This is a genomic window from Micromonospora sp. USAFONa4 (genome assembly GCF_057197825.1).
Genome location: NZ_CM170072.1, coordinates 5,671,931 through 5,693,782, shown reverse-complemented (window position 1 = coordinate 5,693,782; position 21,852 = coordinate 5,671,931). Strand labels below are relative to the sequence as shown.

The 21,852-nt window shown below is 74.5% G+C and carries 22 protein-coding genes; 7 read left to right on the top strand and 15 right to left on the bottom strand.

The window, feature by feature from the left end; all coding sequences use genetic code 11:
- Nucleotides 1-27 precede the first annotated feature (27 nt).
- Genes AC0OO9_RS25080 through pgsA form a run of 4 tightly spaced genes read right to left on the bottom strand, consistent with a single transcriptional unit; the run spans nt 28 to nt 3,319 of the window.
- Nucleotides 28-531, bottom strand: coding sequence for a hypothetical protein (locus tag AC0OO9_RS25080; protein ID WP_484512807.1), 504 nt, complete (start codon nt 529-531; stop codon nt 28-30).
- A gap of 3 nt (nt 532-534) precedes the next feature.
- Nucleotides 535-1,695 carry a glycosyltransferase family 4 protein gene (locus tag AC0OO9_RS25075; RefSeq protein WP_311414472.1) on the bottom strand — a complete coding sequence of 387 codons (1,161 nt, stop codon included), beginning with the start codon at nt 1,693-1,695 and terminating at the stop codon, nt 535-537.
- A 15-nt stretch (nt 1,696-1,710) separates the two neighbouring features.
- Nucleotides 1,711-2,643 carry a phosphatidylinositol mannoside acyltransferase gene (locus AC0OO9_RS25070; RefSeq protein WP_421458202.1) on the bottom strand — a complete coding sequence of 311 codons (933 nt, stop codon included), beginning with the start codon at nt 2,641-2,643 and terminating at the stop codon, nt 1,711-1,713.
- Between the two features lie 43 nt (nt 2,644-2,686).
- Nucleotides 2,687-3,319, bottom strand: a complete 633-nt coding sequence (pgsA, locus tag AC0OO9_RS25065; protein ID WP_484512805.1) for a phosphatidylinositol phosphate synthase — start codon at nt 3,317-3,319, stop codon at nt 2,687-2,689.
- Nucleotides 3,320-3,571: 252 nt separating this feature from the next.
- On the opposite strand from pgsA, the gene AC0OO9_RS25060 reads away from it, so the two are divergent.
- Nucleotides 3,572-5,734, top strand: a complete 2,163-nt coding sequence (locus tag AC0OO9_RS25060; RefSeq protein WP_484512803.1) for an elongation factor G-like protein EF-G2 — start codon at nt 3,572-3,574, stop codon at nt 5,732-5,734.
- A 117-nt stretch (nt 5,735-5,851) separates the two neighbouring features.
- Here the strand turns inward: AC0OO9_RS25060 and AC0OO9_RS25055 are convergent, their stop codons facing one another.
- Nucleotides 5,852-6,910 carry an aldo/keto reductase gene (locus AC0OO9_RS25055; RefSeq protein ID WP_484512801.1) on the bottom strand — a complete coding sequence of 353 codons (1,059 nt, stop codon included), beginning with the start codon at nt 6,908-6,910 and terminating at the stop codon, nt 5,852-5,854.
- Nucleotides 6,911-7,085: 175 nt separating this feature from the next.
- Nucleotides 7,086-7,598, bottom strand: a complete 513-nt coding sequence (locus AC0OO9_RS25050) for an HIT family protein (RefSeq protein ID WP_484518038.1) — start codon at nt 7,596-7,598, stop codon at nt 7,086-7,088.
- A 225-nt stretch (nt 7,599-7,823) separates the two neighbouring features.
- Here AC0OO9_RS25050 and AC0OO9_RS25045 point away from each other — a divergent pair, with 225 nt between their 5' ends.
- The gene (locus AC0OO9_RS25045; RefSeq protein ID WP_484512799.1) at nt 7,824-8,561 is read left to right on the top strand and encodes a D-Ala-D-Ala carboxypeptidase family metallohydrolase; all 738 of its coding nucleotides are present in this window, start codon (nt 7,824-7,826) and stop codon (nt 8,559-8,561) included.
- A gap of 61 nt (nt 8,562-8,622) precedes the next feature.
- Here AC0OO9_RS25045 and thrS read toward each other — a convergent pair whose 3' ends face one another.
- Nucleotides 8,623-10,623, bottom strand: coding sequence for a threonine--tRNA ligase (thrS, locus tag AC0OO9_RS25040; RefSeq protein WP_484512797.1), 2,001 nt, complete (start codon nt 10,621-10,623; stop codon nt 8,623-8,625).
- Between the two features lie 267 nt (nt 10,624-10,890).
- On the opposite strand from thrS, the gene AC0OO9_RS25035 reads away from it, so the two are divergent.
- Entirely contained in the window at nt 10,891-11,787 is an 897-nt protein-coding gene (locus tag AC0OO9_RS25035; RefSeq protein ID WP_484512795.1) for a DUF1775 domain-containing protein, read from the top strand.
- A gap of 50 nt (nt 11,788-11,837) precedes the next feature.
- Here the strand turns inward: AC0OO9_RS25035 and AC0OO9_RS25030 are convergent, their stop codons facing one another.
- The gene (locus AC0OO9_RS25030; protein WP_484512793.1) at nt 11,838-12,758 is read right to left on the bottom strand and encodes an ADP-ribosylglycohydrolase family protein; all 921 of its coding nucleotides are present in this window, start codon (nt 12,756-12,758) and stop codon (nt 11,838-11,840) included.
- Nucleotides 12,759-12,832: 74 nt separating this feature from the next.
- Between AC0OO9_RS25030 and AC0OO9_RS25025 the strand changes: the two genes are divergently transcribed.
- Together AC0OO9_RS25025 and AC0OO9_RS25020 are read left to right on the top strand one after the other, a co-directional pair.
- A complete protein-coding gene (locus AC0OO9_RS25025) occupies nt 12,833-13,522 on the top strand; it encodes a response regulator transcription factor (RefSeq protein WP_089001050.1) in 690 nt (229 codons plus the stop codon).
- Between the two features lie 29 nt (nt 13,523-13,551).
- Nucleotides 13,552-14,940, top strand: a complete 1,389-nt coding sequence (locus AC0OO9_RS25020) for a HAMP domain-containing sensor histidine kinase (RefSeq protein WP_484512791.1) — start codon at nt 13,552-13,554, stop codon at nt 14,938-14,940.
- 285 nt (nt 14,941-15,225) lie between these two features.
- On the opposite strand, the gene AC0OO9_RS25015 is transcribed toward AC0OO9_RS25020, so the two are convergent.
- A complete protein-coding gene (locus tag AC0OO9_RS25015) occupies nt 15,226-16,251 on the bottom strand; it encodes an adenosine deaminase (RefSeq protein WP_132240810.1) in 1,026 nt (341 codons plus the stop codon).
- Nucleotides 16,248-17,045: a trans-aconitate 2-methyltransferase gene (locus tag AC0OO9_RS25010; RefSeq protein WP_484512789.1), complete on the bottom strand. Its 798-nt coding sequence runs from the start codon at nt 17,043-17,045 to the stop codon at nt 16,248-16,250. Before AC0OO9_RS25010 ends, AC0OO9_RS25015 begins: the two co-directional genes overlap by 4 nt.
- An 85-nt stretch (nt 17,046-17,130) precedes the next feature.
- Between AC0OO9_RS25010 and AC0OO9_RS25005 the strand changes: the two genes are divergently transcribed.
- A complete protein-coding gene (locus AC0OO9_RS25005; RefSeq protein WP_484512787.1) occupies nt 17,131-18,114 on the top strand; it encodes an aldo/keto reductase in 984 nt (327 codons plus the stop codon).
- 40 nt (nt 18,115-18,154) lie between these two features.
- Nucleotides 18,155-18,349, top strand: a complete 195-nt coding sequence (locus AC0OO9_RS25000; RefSeq protein WP_484512785.1) for a hypothetical protein — start codon at nt 18,155-18,157, stop codon at nt 18,347-18,349.
- A 205-nt stretch (nt 18,350-18,554) separates the two neighbouring features.
- Here AC0OO9_RS25000 and AC0OO9_RS24995 read toward each other — a convergent pair whose 3' ends face one another.
- The 5 genes from AC0OO9_RS24995 to AC0OO9_RS24975 form a co-directional block, all read right to left on the bottom strand.
- On the bottom strand, nt 18,555-18,758 hold the full coding sequence (locus tag AC0OO9_RS24995) for a cold-shock protein (RefSeq protein WP_007075740.1): 204 nt from the start codon (nt 18,756-18,758) through the stop codon (nt 18,555-18,557).
- Between the two features lie 292 nt (nt 18,759-19,050).
- On the bottom strand, nt 19,051-19,323 hold the full coding sequence (locus AC0OO9_RS24990; protein ID WP_121395419.1) for a DUF4235 domain-containing protein: 273 nt from the start codon (nt 19,321-19,323) through the stop codon (nt 19,051-19,053).
- Nucleotides 19,320-19,670, bottom strand: coding sequence for a DUF3618 domain-containing protein (locus tag AC0OO9_RS24985; protein ID WP_393167051.1), 351 nt, complete (start codon nt 19,668-19,670; stop codon nt 19,320-19,322). The genes AC0OO9_RS24990 and AC0OO9_RS24985 overlap by 4 nt, the downstream gene beginning before the upstream one ends.
- Nucleotides 19,667-20,101: a phage holin family protein gene (locus tag AC0OO9_RS24980; RefSeq protein WP_151456905.1), complete on the bottom strand. Its 435-nt coding sequence runs from the start codon at nt 20,099-20,101 to the stop codon at nt 19,667-19,669. Before AC0OO9_RS24980 ends, AC0OO9_RS24985 begins: the two co-directional genes overlap by 4 nt.
- Before the next feature lie 534 nt (nt 20,102-20,635).
- The gene (locus tag AC0OO9_RS24975) at nt 20,636-21,832 is read right to left on the bottom strand and encodes a mechanosensitive ion channel family protein (RefSeq protein ID WP_484512782.1); all 1,197 of its coding nucleotides are present in this window, start codon (nt 21,830-21,832) and stop codon (nt 20,636-20,638) included.
- Nucleotides 21,833-21,852: the final 20 nt, after the last annotated feature.

Here is a 21,852-nt window from a genome sequence, read left to right as displayed (position 1 = left end):
GCTCCCGCGCGGGGACGCCCGCCGGGGTCAGGTGGCGGGGACGTCAGCCGGGACGGTCAGGGTGGGGTCGTCGATGTCGAAGTAGGTCGGCCAGGGGCGTCGGCGCCCCATCCGCAACAGGCGCACCAGCGGGCGCCCCCGCGCCGCGCGGGCGTCGCGGACCAGGTCGGTGTGCACCTGACGGGCCAGGGCGAGCCGCCGGCTGGCGCCGATCACCGCCTCGCAGCCCGGATCCGCCGGGTCCAGCTCCACCGCCCGCAACTGGCGGGTGAGGTCGTTCTCGGCGGCCTCCCGCTCGTCGGGCTCGGCGTCCAGCGCGATCCGCGCCGCCGCGTACAGCTCGACGCCGTAGCGGCGCTCGGCCAGGACCGCGGCGGCGGCCGCCCGGCGCAGCAGGTGGGCCTCCAGGGCGCGGGCCGCCAGCTCCGCCCGCGCGTGCAGCCGGGCGACCCGGCCGGCGGTCCAGACGAGGTACGCCGCCACCAGCCCGACGACCAGGGCCGCGAGCACCATCCACCACATGCCCGACATCGTCTAGTCCAGCCCCACCCATTCGGTGTCCATGACCCGCCCGTCGGTGGCCTCGATCGCCGCCGCGTACACCTCCAGCACCCGCCGGGCGACCACGGGCCAGTCGAAGGTGGCCACCACCTGGTCGCCGCAGGCGGTCAGCGCGGCCCGGGCACCGGGATCGTCGAGCAGGTCGGCGAGGGCGGTACGCAGCGCGGCCGGGTCGCCGGTCGGGAAGAGTCGGCCGGCCCGGCCGCCGTCGAGCACCCGGCGGAACGCGTCGAGGTCGCTGGCGACGACGGTCGTGCCCGCCGCGAGCGCCTCGGTGAGGATCATGCCGAACGACTCGCCGCCGGTGTTCGGCGCCACGTAGAGGTGCACGCTGCGCAGCATCCGCGCCTTGTCCTCCTCGGAGACCAGCCCGAGGAAGGTCACCCGGTCCCGCAGGTCGGCCGGGAACCGCCCGAACAGGTCGTCCGCGTCACCGGGCCCGGCGACCAGCAGCCGCAGGCCGGGACGCTGCCGGGCCAGCTCGACGAAGGCGTCGCGCAGGATCGGGAAGCCCTTGCGGGCCTCGGTGAACCGGCCGAGGAACCCGATCGCGCCGTCGCGGCCCGGCGGGCACTCCCCCGGCCAGCCCGGCAGGGGCTGCGCGTGGCTGAACTTCGCGACGGCCACCCCGTTGGGGATCTCCACCGCCCCGCCGTCCATGTGTTCGACCTGCACCTTGCGCGCCAGCGCGCTGACCGCGATGCGGGCGGTGATCCGTTCCAGCACGATCTGGAGCACGCCCTGCGCGGCGGCCAGCGCCCGCGACCGGGTCATCGCGGTGTGGAAGGTCGCCACCACCGGGCCGCGGGCGGAGAGCACGGCCAGCAGCGACAGGCTCAGGGTCAGCGGCTCGTGCACGTGCAGCACGTCGAACTCGCCCCGGATGATCCACCGCCGCACCCGCGCGGTGGAGACCGGGCCGAAGGCGATGCGGGCCACCGAGCCGTTGTACGGCAGGGGCAGGGCCCGTCCCGCCGGCACCACGTACGGCGGCAGCGGGGAGTCCTCGTCGGCCGGGGCGAGCACGCTCACCTCGTGCCCGAGCCCGATCAGCGCCTCGGCGAGGTCCATGACGTGGTTCTGCACCCCACCGGGCACGTCGAAGGAGTACGGGCACACGATGCCGATGCGCACGTGCAAACGCCTCCCTTACGCCTGTCCGGCGGCCGGGGAGGGCAGGGCCGCGTCGCCGCCCCTGCCGTGCTGGTCCAGCCACATCCGCTGCAACATGTGCCAGTCTTCCGGATGCCGGGCGATGCCCGCCGCCAGACCGTCGGCGATCCGCTGGGTCAGCGACCGGACCCGCTGGTCGAGCGGGCCCTCCTCGGGGCCGGGCAGCGGCAGCGGCCCCTCGATCGAGGCGCACGCCGCGTCCGCCTCGTACCACATCGAGGCGACGTAGAGGGGCGCTCCGGTGCGCAGCGCGAGCAGGGCCGGGCCCGGGGGCATCCGGGTGCGGTGGCCGAAGAACTCGACCTCCACGCCCCGCGCGGAGAGGTCCCGGTCGGCGAGCAGGGGCACCACCGTGCCGGCCCGGACCCGGTCGACCAGCACGTCGAAGGCGTTGCGCTCGCCGCCGTGGGTGGGCAGGATCTCCATGCCCAGGCTCCGGCGGAAGGCGAGGAAGCGCTGGTAGACGCCCTCGGGCTTGAGCCGCTCGGCGACCGTGGTGATCGGCCAGCCGGTCGCCGCGACCCAGGCGCCGGCCGCGTCCCAGTTGCCGGCGTGCGGCAGCGCCACCACCGCGCCCCGCCCGGCCGCCACGTCGGCGGCGAGCTTCTCCTCGCCGTCGAGCCGGAAACCGGCCAGGATCTCCGCCCGGCTGAGCGCGGGCAGCCGGAACGCCTCCAGCCAGTACCGGGCGTACGAGCGCAGGCCACGACGGACCAGCTCGTCGAGCTCGGCCTCCGGCAGGTCGGGGCCGACCACCCGGCGCAGGTTCGCGCGCAGTCGGGCCGTACCCCCGCCGCCGCGACGGTGGGCGCGGTCGGCGCCCGCCCGGAACGCCGCCGCCGCGACGGACCGGGGCAGCGCGCGGATCACGCGCCACCCGGCGACGTAGCCGAGCTCGGTGAGGTTCACCGGCGCCGGCCCCCCGGCCCCGGCCGACCGGCGGGTGTCGCGCTCACCCCTGCCCGCCCGGGGAGTGCACCCGCTGGGCCTGGCGGTGGACGTGCGCCATGCGCTGGCCCACGGTGAAGATCGACACGGCGGCGAGCAGCCAGAGCGCGATCTCCAGCGCGGGCTTGACGCCGACGCCGGTGAGCAGCCCGCCGACGCCGACGATGAGCAGCCGCTCGGTGCGCTCGGCGATGCCCACGTTGCAGGTCATGCCGAGCCCTTCGGCGCGGGCCTTGACGTAGGAGACCAGCCCGCCGGCGGCCAGGCAGAGCAGCGCGGCGGCGACGCCCGAGTACTGGTGCTGGGTGGCCAGCCAGTACGCCACCGCGCCGAAGACGGCGCTGTCGGCGACCCGGTCCATGCTCGAATCGAGGAACGCCCCGAACTTCGTCGAGCCCCCGCTCATCCGGGCCATCGTCCCGTCGAGCAGGTCGGTGAGCGCGAAGAAGGTGACTATCAGGGCCCCGGCGACCAGATGACCGCGGGCACCGAAGCCGAGCGCGCCGACGAGCACCCCGAGGGTGCCCGCCACGGTGACCGCGTTGGGAGTTACGCCCGCTCGGAGCAGGCGGCGTGCGACCGGCTCGACGACACGGGTCATCCCCGCGCGGGCCGACACTTGGAAGATCTTCGCCATGGCGGTCCCACGATAACCGTCCGCGTAGCAGCAGTGGTACGGCCGGTCAGGCGACCCGCGGGGACGGAGCCTTGTGCCGGCCCCGGATCGGGTGTGAGATCGAGGCAGGGAAGTGAGCCAGCTCACCCACCCGCCCGTTGATTACCCGCAAACCGGCACCACACCGGAGGATGTCGCCGCGGAACCCGACCGGGCCGCTTCCCCGTCGCGCGCGGCGGTCGCCACCAACCACGGCTGAGGGAGGTGCGCCCCATGGCGCAGAAGAGTCAGGAGAAGGGGGCCGCCGGCGGCGCGCCGGTGGTGACCGAGCCCGGCAGGATCCGCAACGTGGTGCTCGTCGGGCACTCCGGGGCGGGCAAGACGACCCTGGTCGAGGCGCTGCTCGCGGCGAGCGGCACGATCGGCCGGGCCGGCAACGTCGCCGACGGCACCACCGTCTGCGACCACGACCCGGCAGCCGTACGCCAGCAGCGCTCGGTGAGCCTGGCCTGTGCCCCGCTGCTGCACGACGGGATCAAGGTCAACCTGCTCGACACCCCCGGCTACGCCGACTTCGTGGGCGAGCTGCGGGCGGGCCTGCGGGCCGCCGACGCGGCGCTGTTCGTGGTCTCCGCCGTCGACGGGATGGACGCCGCCACCGCCGCCCTCTGGGAGGAGTGCGCGGCGGTCGACATGCCCCGGGCGGTGGCCGTGGCCCGGCTCGACCACCCGCGCGCCGACTTCGACGAGGCCGTGGCACTGTGCCAGCGGGTCTTCGGCGACAACGTGATGCCGCTCTACCTGCCGATGCTCGGCGACGACGGGATCTCCACAGTCGGCCTGCTCGGCCTGATCACCCGCCGGGTCTTCGACTACACCGCCGGCCTGCCGGCCGAGGTACGCGAGCCGGACCCGGAGCACCTGCCCGCCATCGTCGAGTCCCGCAACGAGCTGATCGAGGGGATCATCGCCGAGAGCGAGGACGAGTCCCTGATGGACCGCTACCTCGACGGGGAGGAGATCGGCACCGACGTGCTCGTCGACGACCTGGAGAAGGCGGTCGCCCGCGGCCACTTCTACCCGGTGGTGCCGGTCTGCGCCGAGACCGGTGTGGGACTGGACGCGCTGCTGGAGGTGCTCACCGCCGGCTTCCCCTCGCCGCTGGAGCACGAGCTGCCGGCGGTCGCCGGGGTGGACGGCTCCCCCCGGCCGCCGCTGACCTGCGACCCGGACGGCCCGCTGGTCGCCGAGGTGGTCAAGACGACCGTGGACCGGCACGTCGGCCGGGTCTCCCTGGTCCGGGTCTTCTCCGGCACCCTGCGCCCCGAGCAGACCGTGCACGTCTCCGGGCACGGCATGGCCGAGCGCGGCCACCCCGACCACGACGCCGACGAGCGGGTCGGCCACATCTACACGCCGCTGGGCGCGAGCCTGCGCGAGGTGGGCGCCTGCGTGGCCGGCGACATCTGCGCGATCACCAAGTCGGGCAGCGCGGAGACCGGCGACACCGTCTCCGCCAAGGACGAGCCGCTGCTGATCGCCCCCTGGGAGATGCCCGAGCCGCTGCTGCCGGTGGCCGTCGTGGCCCGCAGCCGCGCCGACGAGGACGCCCTCGCGCGCAACCTGGCCCGCCTGGTCGCCGGCGACCCCACCATGCGGCTGGAGCGCAACCCGGAGACCCACCAGCTGGTGCTCTGGTGCATGGGCGAGGCGCACGCCGACGTGGTGCTGGAGCGCCTGCGCGCCGGCGGGGTGGAGCTGGACACCGAGCCCGTCCGGGTCGCGCTGCGCGAGACGCTGACCGTCGCGGCGAAGGGGCACGGCCGGCACGTCAAGCAGTCCGGCGGCCACGGCCAGTACGCCGTCTGCGACATCGAGGTCGAGCCGCTGCCGCCCGGCGCCGGATTCGAGTTCGTCGACCGGGTGGTCGGCGGGGCGGTGCCGCACAACTACGTCCCCTCCGTCGAGAAGGGCGTCCGCGCCCAGATGGAGCGCGGCCTGGTCGCCGGCCACCCGGTGGTGGACCTGCGGGTGACCCTCGTCGACGGCAAGGCGCACAGCGTCGACTCCTCCGACGCGGCCTTCCAGACCGCCGGCGCCCTCGCCCTGCGCGACGCCGCCGGGAAGGGGCAGCCGGCGCTGCTGGAGCCGATCGACGAGGTGGCCGTCCGGGTGGCCGACTCCTCGGTGGGCGCGGTGCTGGGCGACCTGTCCGGCCGGCGCGGCCGGGTGCTCGGCACCGAGGCCGACCCCGAGGCCGAGGGGCGCACCGTGGTCCGCGCCGAGGTACCGGCCACCGAGCTGCTCCGCTACGCGGTCGAGCTGCGCTCCATGACGTCGGGCACCGGCACGTTCCGCCGCCACTTCGTCCGCTACGACCCGATGCCCGCCCACCTGGCCGACCAGCTCCGCAAGGAACACCCCACCCACCCCTAGCCCCGCCCCTCGCGGCCCCGCCCCTCGCGGTCGATCACGCAGTTGTGGTGCCGCGTGAAAGGTGTGATTCGGGGTACAACGGCCACCACAAGTGCATGATCGACTCTCGTGAGGGGGTCAGGGGCGGGCGGTGGGGGGCAGCGGGCTCGGGTGGTGGGGGCGGTCGGCGTCGCGGAGGGCGGCCGAGCGCAGCGCGGCCAACTGGCGCTCCACCTCGGCGAACTGGTCGGCCGGCAGCGGACCCCGGCGCAGGGCCCCGGCGTTCTCCTCCACCTGGGCCACTGTGCGGCAGCCGGGGATCGGGACGGTGCGGTCGCTGCGTGTCCAGAGCCACCCGAGCGCGCCCTGGGCGAGGGTACGCCCGTCAGCGGTCAACGCCGCCCGCACGGCGGTGACGCGGCGCAGCCACTCCGGCGCCGGCCGGCCGCCCCGGAACCACTCCAGCCAACCGGGGGCGACCCCGCGCACGTCGTCGCGGGGCAGCGTGGAGCCGGCCGTGTACTTGCCGGAGAGCAGGCCCATGCCCAGCGGTCCCCGGTTGACGCTGGCGAGGTCGTACTTGTCGCAGACGGCGAGCAGTTCGGGGGCGTCCCGGAGCACCGACAGCGTGTGCTGCACGGCGGTGGCGTGCCGGGCGTCCCGCCCGAACGCGGCGGCCCGGTCGGGGCGGTCGGTGCTCCAGCCGTACGCCCGGATCAGCCCTTCGGCGACCAGGTCCTCCAGGGTGCCGACGAGCGCCTCGGCCCGCGGCACCGGCAGGTCCGCCAGGTGCAGCTGGTAGAGGTCGATCCGGTCGGTGCCCAACCGGCGCAGCGAGTGTGCGACGGCCCGCCGCAGGTACGCCGGGGAGGGGTCCTCGCCGGTGGCCTGGCGGGTGGCCTCGTCGAAGGTGTAGCCCCACTTGGTGGCGATCACGGCCTCGTCACGCCGGCCGGCGAGGGCCCGGCCGAGCACCCGCTCGCCGTGCCCGGCCCCGTAGGTGTCGGCGGTGTCGAAGAGCGTCACGCCGAGGTCGAGCGCGTGCCGGATCGCGCGGACCGACTCGTCGTCGTCGACGGCGCCCCAGCCCAGCGGCTGGCCGCCCTCGGCCCACGGGCCGCCGATCGCCCAGCACCCCATGCCGAGGGCGCTCACCTCGATGCCGCTGCGGCCCAACGTCCGCGTCGTCACTGCCATCGCCAGATCGTGCCACCTCGCGCCCGACCCGGGACAGGAAGTCCACCGACGACACGACCGCAGCCGCCGACCGGCCCGGACCGACGCTTCGGGTCGGTCGTCCAGGAGTCGGACGCGGGGAGCGGCGGGCGGAGCCGCACACCGTCACGGACCGCCGGAAAGAGCGAGGGTCGGTCTAGGTCGGCCAGGCCCTGGTGAACAGGTCGCGGGTGTCGGTGAGCAGTTGCGGCAGGACCTTCGTCTGCCCGATCACGGGCATGAAGTTGGCGTCGCCGCCCCAGCGGGGCACCACGTGCTGGTGCAGGTGCGCGGCGATGCCCGCACCGGCCACGCCGCCCTGGTTCATGCCCAGGTTGAACCCGTGCGCGTTGCTCACCTTGCGCACCACCCGCATGGCGGTCTGGGTGAACGCCGCCAGCTCGGTGGTCTCGGCCAGGTCCAGCTCGGTGTAGTCGGCCACGTGCCGGTAGGGGCAGACCAGCAGGTGCCCGGGGTTGTAGGGATAGAGGTTGAGCACCGCGAACACGTGCTCGCCCCGGGCCACCACCAGGCTCTCCGCGGGCGCCAGCCCAGGGGCCCGGCAGAACGGGCAGCCGGCGGGCCGCTCGTAGCCGCCCTCGGGCCGGTCCTCCCCGGAGATGTAGGTCATCCGGTGCGGAGTCCAGAGCCGCTCCAGGCCGTCGGCCATGCCGCTGTCCGTGTGCCGTTCCACCCCAGTCACGCCACCGATCCTACGTTCCCGGCGACGCCCGCTCCGGACGCCGTACGCCGGCCCGCGCCCGACCCCGACGCCCCCCCTGGGGCCCGGATCGCGTTCAGGGGGACGGATAGGGGGTGAAAGTTCTTGACGAACTGATGAACGTGAATGAAGAATCCATCCACAGACATCATCCCTTGTCGATGGGAGCCCATCGTGAGAACCGCATTCCGCCGCTTTGGCCGGGCGCTCGCCGCCTGCGCGCTCGCCGCCTCCACCGCCCTCGTGGGCGTGGTGGCGACCAGCAGCCCCGCGCAGGCGGACGGCTGCTACACATGGGGACGCGTCCTCGCCCAGGGCGCCACCGGCGAGGATGTCCGGCAGCTGCAGATCCGGCTCGCCGGCTACCCCGGGTACAACGCCCAGCTCGCCCTTGACGGCTCGTTCGGCCCGGCCACCCGGTCCGCCGTGATCCGCTTCCAGCAGGCGTACGGCCTGGCCGCGGACGGCGTTGCGGGGCCGGCGACCCAGAACCAGCTCTACGCGCTCCAGGACAACGACTGCACCCCGGTCAACTTCACCTACGCGGAACTCAACCGGTGCAACAGCACCTGGTCCGGTGGCGCGGTCTCCGCCAGCACGGCCAAGTTCAACGCGCTGGTGTCGATGTGGAAGCTCCAGGCCATGCGGAAGGCCCTCGGCAGCGTGTCGATCAACATCAGCAGCGGGTTCCGCAGCTACTCCTGCAACAGCGCGGTCGGTGGCGCCTCCAACAGCCGGCACCTCTACGGCGACGGCGTCGACCTGGTCGGGTCGCCCTCGTTCTGCCGGCTCGCCCAGCAGGCCCGCTACCACGGCTTCGGCAACATCCTCGGCCCCGGCTACCCGGGCCACAACGACCACACCCACGTCGGGGCGGTCGGCGGCTGGTCCGCGCCGAGCTGCGGGATCTGACACCTGACGACCCCGTGACGAAGGCCCCCCGCGCTGCGGGGGGCCTTCGGTGCGTCGCGGGTCAGGCGGCGGACGGGCCGACGTTGGTCCGGGAGCCGACCACGTCGAGCACGTGGGCCACGGCCTCGGCGACCGGCACCCCGTTGCGCTGCGAGCCGTCCCGGTAGCGGAACGAGACGGTGCCGGCGGCCACGTCGTCGTCGCCGGCGATCACCATGAACGGGACCTTCTGCTGCTGGGCGGTGCGGATCTTCTTCTGCATCCGGTCGTCGCCCGCGTCGACCTGGGCGCGGACGCCCTCGGCGCGCAGCGCGGCGACGAAGCCGTGCAGGTAGTCGGTGTGGTCCTCGCGGATCGGGATGCCGACCACCTGCACCGGGGCCAGCCACGCCGGGAACGCGCCCGCGTAGTGCTCGGTCAGCACGCCGAAGAAGCGCTCGATCGAGCCGAAGAGCGCCCGGTGGATCATCACCGGCCGCTGCCGGGTGCCGTCGGCGGCCTGGTACTCCAGCCCGAAGCGCTCCGGCAGGTTGAAGTCGACCTGGATGGTGGACATCTGCCAGGTCCGGCCGATGGCGTCCTTGGCCTGCACCGAGATCTTCGGGCCGTAGAAGGCCGCGCCACCCGGGTCGGGCACCAGGTCCAGTCCGGACTCCTCGGCGGCGGAGCGCAGGGCCTCGGTGGCCCGCTCCCAGTTCTCGTCGGTGCCGACCGACTTCTCCGGGTTGCGGGTGGACAGCTCCAGGTAGAAGTCGTCCAGGCCGTAGTCACGCAGCAGTTCGAGCACGAAGACGAGCAGGGACTTCAGCTCGCCCGCCATCTGCTCCTCGGTGCAGAAGATGTGTGCGTCGTCCTGGGTCATGCCGCGTACCCGGGTCAGGCCGTGCACCACGCCCGACTTCTCGTAGCGGTAGACCGTGCCGAACTCGAACATCCGCAGCGGCAGCTCGCGGTAGGACCGCCCCCGGGACCGGAAGATCAGGTCGTGCATCGGGCAGTTCATCGGCTTGAGGTAGTAGCTCGCGCCCTCGACCTCCATGGGCGGGAACATGCCGTCGGCATACCAGTCCAGGTGCCCGGAGACCTCGTACAGGTGGCCCTTGGTGATGTGCGGGGTGTTGACGAAGGCGTAGCCGGCCTGCTCGTGCTTGATGCGCGAGTAGTTCTCCATCTCCCGGCGGATGATGCCGCCCTTGGGGTGGAAGACCGCCAGGCCCGAACCCAGCTCGTCGGGGAAGCTGAACAGGTCCAGGTCCACGCCGAGCTTGCGGTGGTCGCGCCGCGCGGCCTCCTCCAGCAGCTTCAGGTACGCCTTCAGCTCGTCCCGGGTCGGCCACGCGGTGCCGTAGACCCGCTGGAGCTGCGGGTTCTTCTCCGACCCGCGCCAGTACGCGGCGGCCGAACGCATCAGCTTGAACGCGCCGATCAGCCGGGTGTTCGGCAGGTGCGGGCCCCGGCACAGGTCCGACCAGCAGACCTTGTCCTCCTTGGCGGCGAGGTTGTCGTAGATGGTCAGCTCGCCGCCGCCCACCTCCATCACCTCGGAGGTGTCCAGCCCTTCGCCCTTGACGTCGATGAGCTCCAGCTTGAACGGCTCGGCGGCCAGCTCGGCCTTCGCCTCGTCGAGGCTGCCGAAGCGCCGGCGGCGGAACCGCTGGCCGGACTTGACGATCTCCTGCATCCGCTTCTCGAGCTTGCCGAGGTCGTCCGGCTGGAACGGCTTGTCGACGGCGAAGTCGTAGTAGAAGCCGTTCTCGATGGGCGGGCCGATGCCGAGCTTGGCCTCCGGGAAGACGTCCTGCACGGCCTGGGCGAGCACGTGCGCGCAGGAGTGCCGCAGCACGTTGAGCCCGTCCGGCGAGTCGAGGCTGACCGGCTCGACCTCGGTGTCGGCCTGCGGGGCCCAGTCCAGGTCGCGCAGCTGGCCCTGCGGGTCGCGGACCACCACGATCGCCTTCGGGCCGGACGCGGGCAGACCGGCCGCGGCCACCGCGTCGGCCGCCGTGGTCCCGGCGGCGACGACGACGGGGTCGGCCACGGCGGGGGTACGGGGTGCGGACACGGTGACTCCTCCAGCAGACGGCACGGATGACGCCGAACGTTCGGCTCCTGCGATGCTATCGGTCGCCCCCGCCGGGGCGGTCGCCGACGCCACCGCCCCCGGGGTCCGTGGGACGGGCGCCGCCCCGCCCGGCACCCCGGGACGGGCCGGGCGCGCCGGATCCGGCCGGCGTCCTGAGCCCTGCGTTGAACCTTTGCGTCCCCGCATCCGAACTACCGGATGTGGCCGGAACCGTGCCGGCCCCGTGGAGACGGATGGGACCGAACGATGGCGACGATGCACGGTGTGCGGCCCGGGTCCCGGGGCCGGGCCGCGACGGTGGCCGTCCTGGCGGCAGCCGGGGTGCTGACCTGGCCCGCCCCGGCGTACGCGGCCGACGTGACGACCAGCCCGACGCAGGCGCGACAGGGCGGTGCGGTGAAGCTGGAGTTCGTGGTGCCCGACGAACTGCCGGGCGCCCGCGCGGAGCGGATCGAGATCCGGCTGCCGGCCGACGCCCCGATCGCCGAGGTCTATCCGATGTCGGTGCCCGGCTGGGCGCCCCGGATCACCTCCCGCAGGCTCGACCAGCCCGTCGCCGGCATCCACTCGCCCCGGGTCGACGAGGTGACCAGCGCGGTGACCTGGGTCCGGATGCCCGGCACGGCTCCCGGTCCGGCCCGGCTCACCCTGTCCATGGGGCCGTTGCCGCAGACCGACCGGCTCACCTTCGAGGTGCTGCGCACGGACGCCGACGGCACGGTGGTGCGCTGGGCCGGGCCGACCGGGGCTCGCCGGGCGCCGGCGCTCACCCTGCTGCCGGCGGCCCCCGGCGCGGCGGCCGGGCACGGCGGGCACGGCGCCGCCCCGGCGGCCGGGGCGCCGGCCGGCGGGGCGGACGACGTCCCGGCGGCGGGGGTCCGGACGGCGGGTGGGCCGGCGGGCGGCGACGCCCCGGGCGGCGGCGGGAACGCGGACGGGATGCTGGCCGCCGGGCTGCTCGCCGGCCTCGGCGGGGGCGCGGCGATCGGCTGGCTGGTCAGCCGCTGGCGTCGCCGCGAGCCGGCCGAGCCGGTCGACCTGTCGGTGCTGCGGGAGGACCCGACACCCAGGACCGACCCGGACGGGCCCGGACCGGCCGCCGCCGGGGCGCAGTCGCCGGGCAGGCCGGTCGCCGCCCGCTGAGCACGGCGCGGCGGGGCGGGGCGGGCGTCGGACCCTGGATCAGGCGGCGGTCAGCCGGCCCAGTCCGGCAGGGGCTCGCGGGCGGCCAGCCAGTCGGCCGGCACCCCGCCCGGCGTGCCGACGCCGGTGTGCGCGGCCACCACCGCCCCGACGATGGCGGCGGTGGTGTCGACGTCCCCGCCGGCCTCCACGCACGCGCGGACCGCCGCCGGGTAGTCGCCCAGGTGCACGGCGGCCACCCAGCAGGTGAAGGCGACGGTGTCCTGGGCGGTGACCCGGGAGCCGTTGCCGAGCACGTCGGCGGCCTCGGCGACCGGGCGGTCGAGCAGGCCGGCGGCCCGGCGTACGCCCCGGTGCACCTCCGTGGCCGGGTCCAGCGCGGCGGTGACGCCGGCCAGCAGCCGCTCCGGGGCGGGCCGGTGGCCGTCGAGGCGGGCGCGGGCGGCCAGCGACGCGGCCACCGCCACCGCGACCGCGCCGGCGACGCCCTCCGGGTGCGCGTGGGTCACCTCCGCCGACGCCCGGGCCTGCGCCGCCGCCCGGGCGGTGGAGTCGGCGTACCACGCGCCCAGCGGGCCGACCCGCATCGCCGCGCCGTTGCCGCAGGAGCCCTGACCATCGAAGGCCGAGGCGGCCGCCACCGGCCACGGCGTGCCGGTGCGGATCAGCCGCAGGATGGTCACCGCGCCCGGCCCGTACCCCCGGTAGGGCTCGCAGCGCTCGGCGAAGGCCGCGGCGAGGGCGTCGCGGTCGATCCGGCCGGTCTCGGCCAGGGCGGCGACCACCGAGCAGGCCATCTCGGTGTCGTCGGTCCACTGCCACGGCGGCGGGGGCAGCTTCCCGGCGGCCAGGTCGGCCGGGTGCCGGCCGGGAACGAAGAACTGCGAGCCGAGCGCGTCGCCCACCGACAGGCCGGCGAGCGAGTCCCGGGCCAGCGCGAGGCGGGTGTCGGGAAAGAGCGTGAAGGACATCGTTGTACCAGCTTGCCCTGCTGCCTCGTGCGCCGCAAACGCGATCAACTTGCCACCGCGAGTACGGTCTTGCTGTGGCCACCGTGCTCCTGGTCGAAGACGATCACGTCGTACGCGGCGCGATGCTGCGATCCCTCGCCGACCGGGGGCACGCCGTGCACGCCGTCGGCACGGCGCTGGACGCGCTGCGCCGGGTGGCGGCCGAGACCCCCGACCTCGTGGTGCTCGACCTCGGGCTGCCCGACCTCGACGGCTCGGACGCGCTGCGCATGCTGCGCGGCATCACCGACGTGCCGATCATCATCGCCACCGCCCGCGACGACGAGCAGTCCGTGGTGCGGCTGCTGCGCGCCGGGGCCGACGACTACATGGTCAAGCCGTTCACCGGCGCGCACCTCGACGCGCGGATCACCACCGTGCTGCGCCGGGCCGGGCGGGCCAGCCGGACGGTGCAGCCGGCGGTGCACAGCGTCGGCGGGCTGCGGGTGGACGTCGGCGAGCGCAGCGCCCACCTCGACGGCGAGCCGCTGGCGCTGACCCGCAAGGAATTCGACCTGCTGGCCTATCTCGCCGCGCGGCCGGGCCGGGTAGTGTCCCGCCGGGAGCTTCTGGAGGAGGTATGGCGGCAGCCATCGGTCGGCGAGGACCAGACCATCGACGTTCACCTGTACTGGCTGCGCCGCAAAATGGGCGAGTCCGCGGCGAAGCCGCGCTACCTGCGCACCGTGCGGGGGGTCGGCTTCCGGCTGGTGGCGCCGGACTGAGGCCGTCGCTGGCCCTGCTCACGGCCGGCATGTGCGCCCTGGTGGCGCTCGCGTTCCTCGTCCCGCTCGCCCTCGGTCTCGCCGACCGGGCGCGCGAGGAGGCCATCGCGGACGCCGCCCGACGCAGCGCGCTGGTGACCGGCGCGCTCGCCGTCAGCACCGACCCCGCCGTGGTGCAGCGCGTCGTGGCGGCCAGCGGCGACGACCCGGCCACCCGGCCGGTCGTGCACGGCCTCGGGGTGGACGACTCGGCGGGCCGGGCCGACGCCGGGAGCCTCGAGCGCGCGCGGGCCGAGCGGCGTTCCGTGGTCGTCGACGTCGAGGGCGGCGTGCTGCGGCTGGACCCGGTGGTGCTCGGCGACACCACGGCCGTGGTCGAGGTCTTCGTGCCCGAGTCGGAGCTGGCCGGCAACAGCCGGTGGCTGCTGCTGCTCGGGGTGGCCGCCGCCCTGGTGGGCGCGGCGGTGCTGGTGGTGGACCGGGTCGCCGCCCGCGCGGTCGACTCGGCCCGGGGCCTGGTCCGCGCGGCGCTCGCGATCGGCGACGGCGACCAGGGCGTACGCGTCGACCCGAGCGGCCCACGTGAGCTGGCCGAGGCCGGGCACGCCTTCAACCGGATGGCCGACCGGCTGGACGCCGCCCGCACCGACGAACGGGAGCTGGTCGCCGACCTGTCGCACCGGCTGCGCACCCCGCTGACGGTGCTGCGGCTCGACGCGGAGGCGCTGGAGTCCGACGACACCAGCGTGGGCTCGTTCAGCGAGGCGGAACTGGACCGGCGGCGCGGCATCCGCCGGATCCGGCAGGCGATCGTCACTCTCGAGGGCGAGATCGACGTGCTGATCAAGACCACCCGCAAGGCGGTCGCGCACGAGGCCGGGCCGGCGATGTGCGACGTCAGCGAGGTGGTACGCGACCGGATGGTGTTCTGGGCCGCCCTGGCCGGCGACCAGAACCGGCCGCACCGGGTCAGCGGCGCCCAGCTGCGCATCCCGGCCCCGGTTCCCCGGGCCGAGCTGGCCGCCGCGCTGGACGCGGTGATCGGCAACGTCTTCCGGTACACCCCGCAGGGCACCGCGTTCGAGGTGGCGGTCTCGCGCCGCGACGGGTACGTGGCCATCCGGATCGACGACGCCGGGCCGGGGATCGCCAACCCGGACCGGGCGCTGCGCCGGGGCGCCAGCGACCAGGGCTCGACCGGGCTGGGGCTGGACATCGCCAAGCGGGTGGCGTTGCAGGCGAACGGCTCGGTCAGCATCGACCGGGCCCGGCTGGGCGGGGCGAGCGTGGTGATGCTGCTCGCCGACCCGGAGGCGACGCCCCGGCAGGTCAGCCGGTTCGGCCTGGTCGGCCGGATGGCCCGGGAGCAGAAGACCGGCAGCCGTCGCTGGCCCCGCCAGCGGCCCACCGACGACTGAGCCGCGGCCCGGCCGGGCGCCCCGGTCCGGCGGCCGGTTGTGGGGCGGCGCAAGTCTTCCTTAGATCGCGGTTAACCGTGGTGCCGGAGCGGGCCGGCGCTGACAGGATCGAATCCGAACCCATCAGTTCCACCGGTCAATGCCTCGGGGCACCCCACCGGCCGGTGGAGCCGGGCGCGCGGCGGGAGACTCGGTCCCCCCACACCTCCTCCCGCCGCGCGCCGTCCCCTCCGCGAGCAGTCCCGCGCCGACGCTGTGGGCGCCCGTCCGGCCGCCGCCGAGGCCTCAGCCGGTGGCGGTCGCCAGGTGGGCGTCGATCTCGGCGGTGATCCGCCGCTTGCCGGCCGGGTCCAGGAACGAGGCGGTCACCGCGTCGCGGGCCAGCGCCGCCAGCCCCTCCGGGCCCACGTCGAGCAGCCGGGCCGCGACGGCGTACTCCTCGTCGAGGGTGGTGCCGAACATCGGCGGGTCGTCGGAGTTGATGGTGACCAGCAGGCCGGCCTCGACCAACTGCCGCAGCGGGTGCTCCTCGATGCTGGCGACCGCGCGGGTACGCACGTTGGACGTCGGGCAGACCTCCATGCCGATGCGGTGCTCGGCGAGGTAGGCCAGCAGCTCCGGGTCCCGCGCGGCGGAGATGCCGTGCCCGATGCGCTCCGCGCCGAGGTCGCGCAGCGCGTCCCAGACCGTCTGCGGGCCGGTGGTCTCGCCGGCGTGCGGCACCGAGCGCAGCCCGGCCGCCCGGGCCCGGTCGAAGTACGGCTTGAACTGCGGCCGGGGCACCCCGATCTCGGGGCCGCCGAGGCCGAAGCTGATCAGCCCGTCCGGGCGCTCCTCCAGCGAGATGCGCAGCGTCTCCTCGGCCGCCGGTAGGCCGGCCTCGCCCGGGATGTCGAAGCACCAGCGCAGCTCGATGCCGAAGTCCGCCTCGGCCCGCTTGCGGGCGTCCTCGATCGCCTCGCAGAAGGCGGGCGCGGGGATCCCCCGGTGCACGTGCGAGTAGGGCGTGACGGTCAGCTCGGCGTAGCGGACCTGCTGGCGGGCCAGCTCGCGGGCGACCTCGTGGGTGAGCAGCCAGACGTCCTCGGGGTCGCGGATGAGGTCCACGACGCTCAGGTAGACCTCGATGAAGTGTGCGAAGTCGCGGAAGGCGAAGTAGTCGGCGAGCGCGGCCGGGTCGGCGGGCACGGGGCTGCGGCCCTCGTGGCGGGCGGCCAGCTCGGCGACGATCCGGGGTGAGGCGGAGCCGACGTGGTGCACGTGCAGCTCCACCTTGGGCAGTCCGGCGATGAAGGTTTGCAGGTCGGTCACTGGTTCTCCTCTGCGCGGGCGCCGGTGCGGGCGACGAAGAAGACGCGGCGGAACGGGAAGTGCACCTGAGCGTGCCGGACCGGGTACGCCTCGGCGAGTCGTACGCCCAGCTCGGCCCGGAAGTCGGCCCAGCCGGCGGGGTCCAGGGCCGCGCGGACCGGCCGGAGCGCGGTCCCCTCCAGCCAGCTCAGCACGGGATGGTCCGCGTCGACGCGGGCCGGCAGCAGGTGCACGTAGGTAGTCTCCCAGGCGTCCACCGCGCAGCCGGCACCGGTCAGCAGCTCGGCGTAGCCGACGGCGGTGTCGTCGGCCGGGGGCCGGCGCAGCAGCGGGGCGACGTCGGCACGCCATGCCGGACGGTCGGCGACCTCGCGCAGCGCCCGGTGCGAGGGGGCGTCGAAGTTGCCCGGCACCTGCACGGCCAGCCAGGCGCCGGCGGGCAGTTCCCTGGCCCAGCGGGTGAGCAGCTCCCGGTGGCCGGGCACCCACTGGAGCACGGCGTTGCTGACCACGACGTCCACGTCGGGCTCCGGGTGCCAGTGCCGGACGTCGCCGACGGCGAAGGAGACCCCGGCGGCGGTGGCGGCGGCCTCCGCGATCATCTCCGGCGAGGAGTCGAGGCCCGCGACCCGGCTGTCCGGCCACCGCGCGGCGAGGGTGGCAGTGAGGTTGCCCGGGCCGCACCCGAGCTCGACCACCGCGCGCGGGCGCTCGGCCGGGACCCGGGCGAGCAGGTCGTGGAAGGGCCGCGAGCGCTCGTCGCCATAGCGCAGGTACGCCGTCGGATCCCACATCGCCGCCTCCCAAACCGTACGTCCGTCTTGTTTCACCGTACGGCCCGTCGCGCGACCGGACAAGCCGATCACTAGGCTCAGTCCCATGGAGCAGCGCACCTTTCCCCGGCTGGGGCGGCGCGTCGGGGTGGTCGGGCTGGGCGCCTGGCAGCTCGGCGCGGACTGGGGCACGGTCAGCGAGGCCGACGCCACCGCCGTGCTGACCGCCGCCGTCGAGTCGGGGGTCACCTTCCTCGACACGGCGGACGTCTACGGCGACGGGCGCAGCGAGCAGCTCATCGGGCGGTTCCTGCGCAGCCGGCCCGACGCCGGGCTGACCGTGGCCACCAAGATGGGCCGCCGCGTCGCGCAGACACCCGAGGCGTACACCCTGGCGCACTTCCGCGAGTGGACCGACCGGTCCCGGCGCAACCTCGGCACGGACACCCTCGACCTGGTGCAGCTGCACTGCCCGCCCACCGCCGTCTTCGCCGACGACGCCGTCTTCGACGCGCTGGACACCCTGGTCGCCGAGGAACGCGTCGCCGGCTACGGGGTGAGCGTGGAGACCTGCGCGCAGGCGCTCACCGCCATCGCCCGGCCGGGGGTGGCCAGCGTCCAGATCATCCTCAACGCGCTGCGGCACAAGCCCCTCGACCGGGTGCTCCCGGCCGCTGCCGCCGCCGGGGTCGGCGTCATCGCCCGCGTCCCGCTGGCCAGCGGGCTCCTCTCCGGCCGGTACGACGAACACACCACCTTCGCCGCCGACGACCACCGCACCTACAACCGGCACGGCGAGGCGTTCGACGTCGGCGAGACCTTCTCCGGTGTCGACTTCGCGCTGGGCCTGGCCGCCGTGCGCCGGCTGGCGCCGCTGGTCGGCGACGGACGCACGATGGCCCAGTTCGCGCTGCGCTGGGTCGTCGACCAGCCCGGCGTCACCGTGGTCATCCCCGGCGCCCGCGACGCCACCCAGGCCCGGGGCAACGCCGCCGTGGCCGGCCAGGCCCCGCTCTCCGGACGGGAGCTGGCGGCGGTGGCGGAGGTCTACGACGAACTGGTCCGTCCGCAGGTGCACGACCGGTGGTGAGTCGGGCGGCCCGGGCGGAGATCGACGGAGGGAAGACGCGATGAAGGGCTGGCTGCCGCTCACCCTCGGCCTGCTCGCCGTGGTCGGCGGTGCGGTGTGGACGGTGCAGGGCCTCGGCTACGTCGAGGGCAGCGTGATGACCGACGAGCGGATCTGGGCCGTGCTGGGGCCCGTCGTCGTCCTGGCCGGGCTGGTCGCGCTCTGGTTCGGGTTGCACGCCCGCAAGCGACGCTGAGCGCCGCCCGCCGCCGTCTCGGCTGCCCCCTTCCGGTGGGCGGCCAGGGTGGCGAGCGACGGGCCGGGCGCCGGCAGCTCGCGTACCGGCCGCGGCGGCGAGCCCTGTGGACGCGGAAAGCCCCGCATCCCGGGCGGGATACGGGGCTTCGCTGTGATCCGGGCGTCGGATCACCCACTGGCCGGCGGCTGCCGACCGGCACTGCTCAGATGGGGCGGACCTGCTCGGCCTGCGGACCCTTCTGACCCTGGGCGATCTCGAACTCCACCCGCTGGTTCTCCTCCAGCGTGCGGTAGCCGCTGGTCTGGATGGCCGAGAAGTGGACGAACACGTCAGCACCCCCGCCGTCGACGGTGATGAAGCCGAAGCCCTTGTCTGCGTTGAACCACTTCACGGTTCCCTGCGCCATGTGTATCTCCTTCTAAAACTGGCGGCCGAGCACGCCGTGCGGCCGATTGGCCGTTTTCGAGCAGCGGTGCCTGAGGCAGCCCCCACGAAGGAGACTTCGCTCAACCCACGCCATCTCTCAACAGCGTGGAACAGCAAACCACGTAGCGAAAACTCTGCACAGAGTACCGGACGAAATTCTTCGACATGTGACCTGACGGGTGCCGAAGATCCGCTGGGTGGGCCCTTGCACCCGTGCGAAAAGACCCCCGCACCAGCGCACCGGCACGGGGATCCTTTTCGTCGTCGTCGGGTCAGTCCGGCCAGCTTCCGGTGAACCGGCGTACGCCCACCGCGCCACCCCGGTCCACGGCGGCCCGGACGACCGCGAAGATGGCGCCCTGCAACGCCGCCGCCGCCAGGATCTCGCCCCAGCCGCGGTCCTCGTCGGTGGCGCTGGGCGCCTCGCCGTCGCCCGCCGTCATCTTCCACACCTGCCGGAAGATCGCGCCTGCGACCGTACCGGCGGCGATGCCCATCAACACGCCGACCGGCTTGTACGCGGCCTTCCCGATGCCCCTGCTCACCGCTGCCTCCCCCGCACGATCACCAACACGATCACGGCCGCCACCGCGCCCGCCGCGAGGGCGACGAACGGCGTCGGGTTACGCCGTACGACGGCGCCCTTCTCCTGCGCCTGCTCCCGGGCGAGCTGCGCCTTCTGCGCCGCCTGCCCGCGCACCCGGGCCACGGTCTGCGCCGTCTGGTCCCGCATCCGCTCCTTCGCCTGGTCGGCGGAGGACCTTAGCCGCGCCTTGACGTCGGCCTTGGCCGCCAACGCCTCCATCGTCTCCCCCAGCTCGACCCGGGTCCGCCGGATCTCCTCCCGCAGCGCCTCGGTGTCGCCGGTGCCCCGGCCGTTGCCCGTCGTCATGCCCGTCCCCTGTCCTTCACGGCGGCGGCGACCGTGTCCACGTCCGCCCGGACGCTACGGACCGCGGCCTGCGGCACCGGCGGGACCGCCTGGCTGACCTGCTTCTTGCCCACCAGGGCCAGGACCCCGGCCATCGCGAAGAGCACCACCGCGACGATCAGGGCCGCCGCCCAGGCCGGAAGCACCAGGTCGAGCAGCAGGATCGCGGTGGCGACCAGGGCACCCAGGCCGTAGAGCGCCAGCGCCCCGCCGCCGCCGAAGAGACCGATGCCGATGCCGGCGTGCTTGCCCTTCTGGGTCAGCTCCGCCCGGGCCAGGGCCAGTTCGTCCCGGACCAGGCGGGAGACCTGCTCCGTGGCCCGCTGCACCAGCTCGGCGGTGGACGGCTCGCTCCCGGTACGGGATGTGCGGGCGTTCGCCACGTCAGCCATGCTGTCCTCCTTTCATCATCACCGCGCTGTATGCCCGGAGTCGCCGCCCGTCAATCCTTCGCCCGGCAGCCGTTGAGCCCCGACCGCCGCGTCCCCGAGCCGCCGCACGGCGCGGAAGAAGGTGCAGAAGCGTCGCGCAGCAGGTCCCCGCCAAACGCCCGGTCAAACTTCCCGAGCCAGCGCACTCCGCCCGGCCGCCCCACGAGGCACAACCCCGCCCACACCTCCAACGCCCCCGCCCCCCACAGGTCACGACCCATCCCACCCCACCCCGCGCCCCACCCCGCGCTGCGGCCCTCGCCCCGCCCACCACTGGGTCGATCATGCAGTTGTGGTCGGCCTTGTCCGAGCAATGCCCCTTTTGCCGGGGGCCACAACTGCATGATCGACGCCGCGCCTTGAGGCGGGCGGGGTGGGGGTGGGACCGGGCGCGGGGCGGCCCGCCCTTGCGGCGGGCGCCGTGGGAAGGGGCGGGGCGCGCCCGCCCCTTCGGGTGGACCGGGTGGGTGGTGGGAGGGAGAGAGGGAGGGTGGGTCAGCGGCGGGCTTCGGCGGGCTCGTCGGGGCCGACGAAGGCCTCGCTTCGGGCGTCGCCGTCGTCGCTGCCGCCGAAGACCCGCGCGTCGTCGGGCACCTCGGCGTCGTTGAGCCGGCGTACCGGCCGGCGGGGGCGTACCCACTGCCACGCCAGGTTGCTCTCCGCGTCCCCGATCTCGGTACGCATCCGGGGCATGGCGGTCGGCCGGTGGTCGCGGATCCAGGCGACCAGGTGCTCGCGGACCAGGCAGCGCAGGTCCCAGAGGCTGCCGGCGTCGGCGGCGCTGACCAGGGCACGCACCTTGATCGTCCCGCCGGTCGCGTCGGTCACCTGGAGCACGCAGACCCGGCCGTCCCACAGCTCGGTGCCCTCGACGAGGCGGCGCAGCTCCTCCCGCATGGCCTGCACCGGCACCGCCCAGTCGACGTCGAACTCGGCGGTGCCCAGCACCGCCGCCTCGGTGCGGGTCCAGTTCTGGAAGGGCTTGCTGGTGAAGTACGAGGTGGGCAGGATCAACCGCCGGTCGTCCCAGATCTGCACGACCACGTAGCTGAGCGTCAACTCCTCGATGCGGCCCCACTCCCCCTCGACCACCACGACGTCGTCGAGGCGGACCGCGTCGCTGAAGGCGAGCTGGAGCCCGGCGAAGACGTTGCCCAGCAGGCTCTGCGCGGCCAGCGCGGCGACCACACCGACCACACCGGCGCTGGTCAGCACACCGGCGCCGATGCCGCGTACGGCCGGGAAGGTCATCAGCATCACGCCCACCGCCAGTACGACGATCACCGCGATCGTCAACCGGCGCAGCATGACCACCTGGGTCCGCACCCGCCGCGCGTGCCGGTTGTCCGGCACGTCCACCCGGAACCGGGCCAGTGCGGTGTCCTCCGCCACGACGAGCAGCGAGGCGACCAGCCAGGCGACGCTGGCGATCACGCCGAGCACCAGCAGGTGCAGCAGCGCCTGCCGCCACTGGTCGCCGACCGCGTAGCCGGTGCTGAACCGTACGGCGAACTGGACGGCGACGACGGTGGCGGCGACCTGGATCGACCGGTGCGCGTGGTCGGTGAGCTCGGTCAGCAGCAGCGAGCGCCTACCGACCCGCCGGATCACGCGGTGCGCGACCTCGACCGCGAACAAGGCGATCGCCGCCGCGGCGAGCGCGGCGACGATCGTCCCGAGGTAGCTCTGCACAGGTTCTTTCCTCCTCCTGT

Coding starts and splice junctions, on each gene's coding strand:
- AC0OO9_RS25080 (WP_484512807.1), bottom strand. CDS start 531: ATGTCGGGCATGTGGTGGATGGTGCTCGCGGCCCTGGTCGTCGGGCTG.
- pgsA (WP_484512805.1), bottom strand. CDS start 3,319: ATGGCGAAGATCTTCCAAGTGTCGGCCCGCGCGGGGATGACCCGTGTC.
- AC0OO9_RS25060 (WP_484512803.1), top strand. CDS start 3,572: ATGGCGCAGAAGAGTCAGGAGAAGGGGGCCGCCGGCGGCGCGCCGGTG.
- AC0OO9_RS25055 (WP_484512801.1), bottom strand. CDS start 6,910: ATGGCAGTGACGACGCGGACGTTGGGCCGCAGCGGCATCGAGGTGAGC.
- AC0OO9_RS25050 (WP_484518038.1), bottom strand. CDS start 7,598: ATGGCCGACGGCCTGGAGCGGCTCTGGACTCCGCACCGGATGACCTAC.
- AC0OO9_RS25035 (WP_484512795.1), top strand. CDS start 10,891: ATGGCGACGATGCACGGTGTGCGGCCCGGGTCCCGGGGCCGGGCCGCG.
- AC0OO9_RS25030 (WP_484512793.1), bottom strand. CDS start 12,758: ATGTCCTTCACGCTCTTTCCCGACACCCGCCTCGCGCTGGCCCGGGAC.
- AC0OO9_RS25020 (WP_484512791.1), top strand. CDS start 13,552: ATGTGCGCCCTGGTGGCGCTCGCGTTCCTCGTCCCGCTCGCCCTCGGT.
- AC0OO9_RS25010 (WP_484512789.1), bottom strand. CDS start 17,045: ATGTGGGATCCGACGGCGTACCTGCGCTATGGCGACGAGCGCTCGCGG.
- AC0OO9_RS25005 (WP_484512787.1), top strand. CDS start 17,131: ATGGAGCAGCGCACCTTTCCCCGGCTGGGGCGGCGCGTCGGGGTGGTC.
- AC0OO9_RS25000 (WP_484512785.1), top strand. CDS start 18,155: ATGAAGGGCTGGCTGCCGCTCACCCTCGGCCTGCTCGCCGTGGTCGGC.
- AC0OO9_RS24995 (WP_007075740.1), bottom strand. CDS start 18,758: ATGGCGCAGGGAACCGTGAAGTGGTTCAACGCAGACAAGGGCTTCGGC.
- AC0OO9_RS24985 (WP_393167051.1), bottom strand. CDS start 19,670: ATGACGACGGGCAACGGCCGGGGCACCGGCGACACCGAGGCGCTGCGG.
- AC0OO9_RS24980 (WP_151456905.1), bottom strand. CDS start 20,101: ATGGCTGACGTGGCGAACGCCCGCACATCCCGTACCGGGAGCGAGCCG.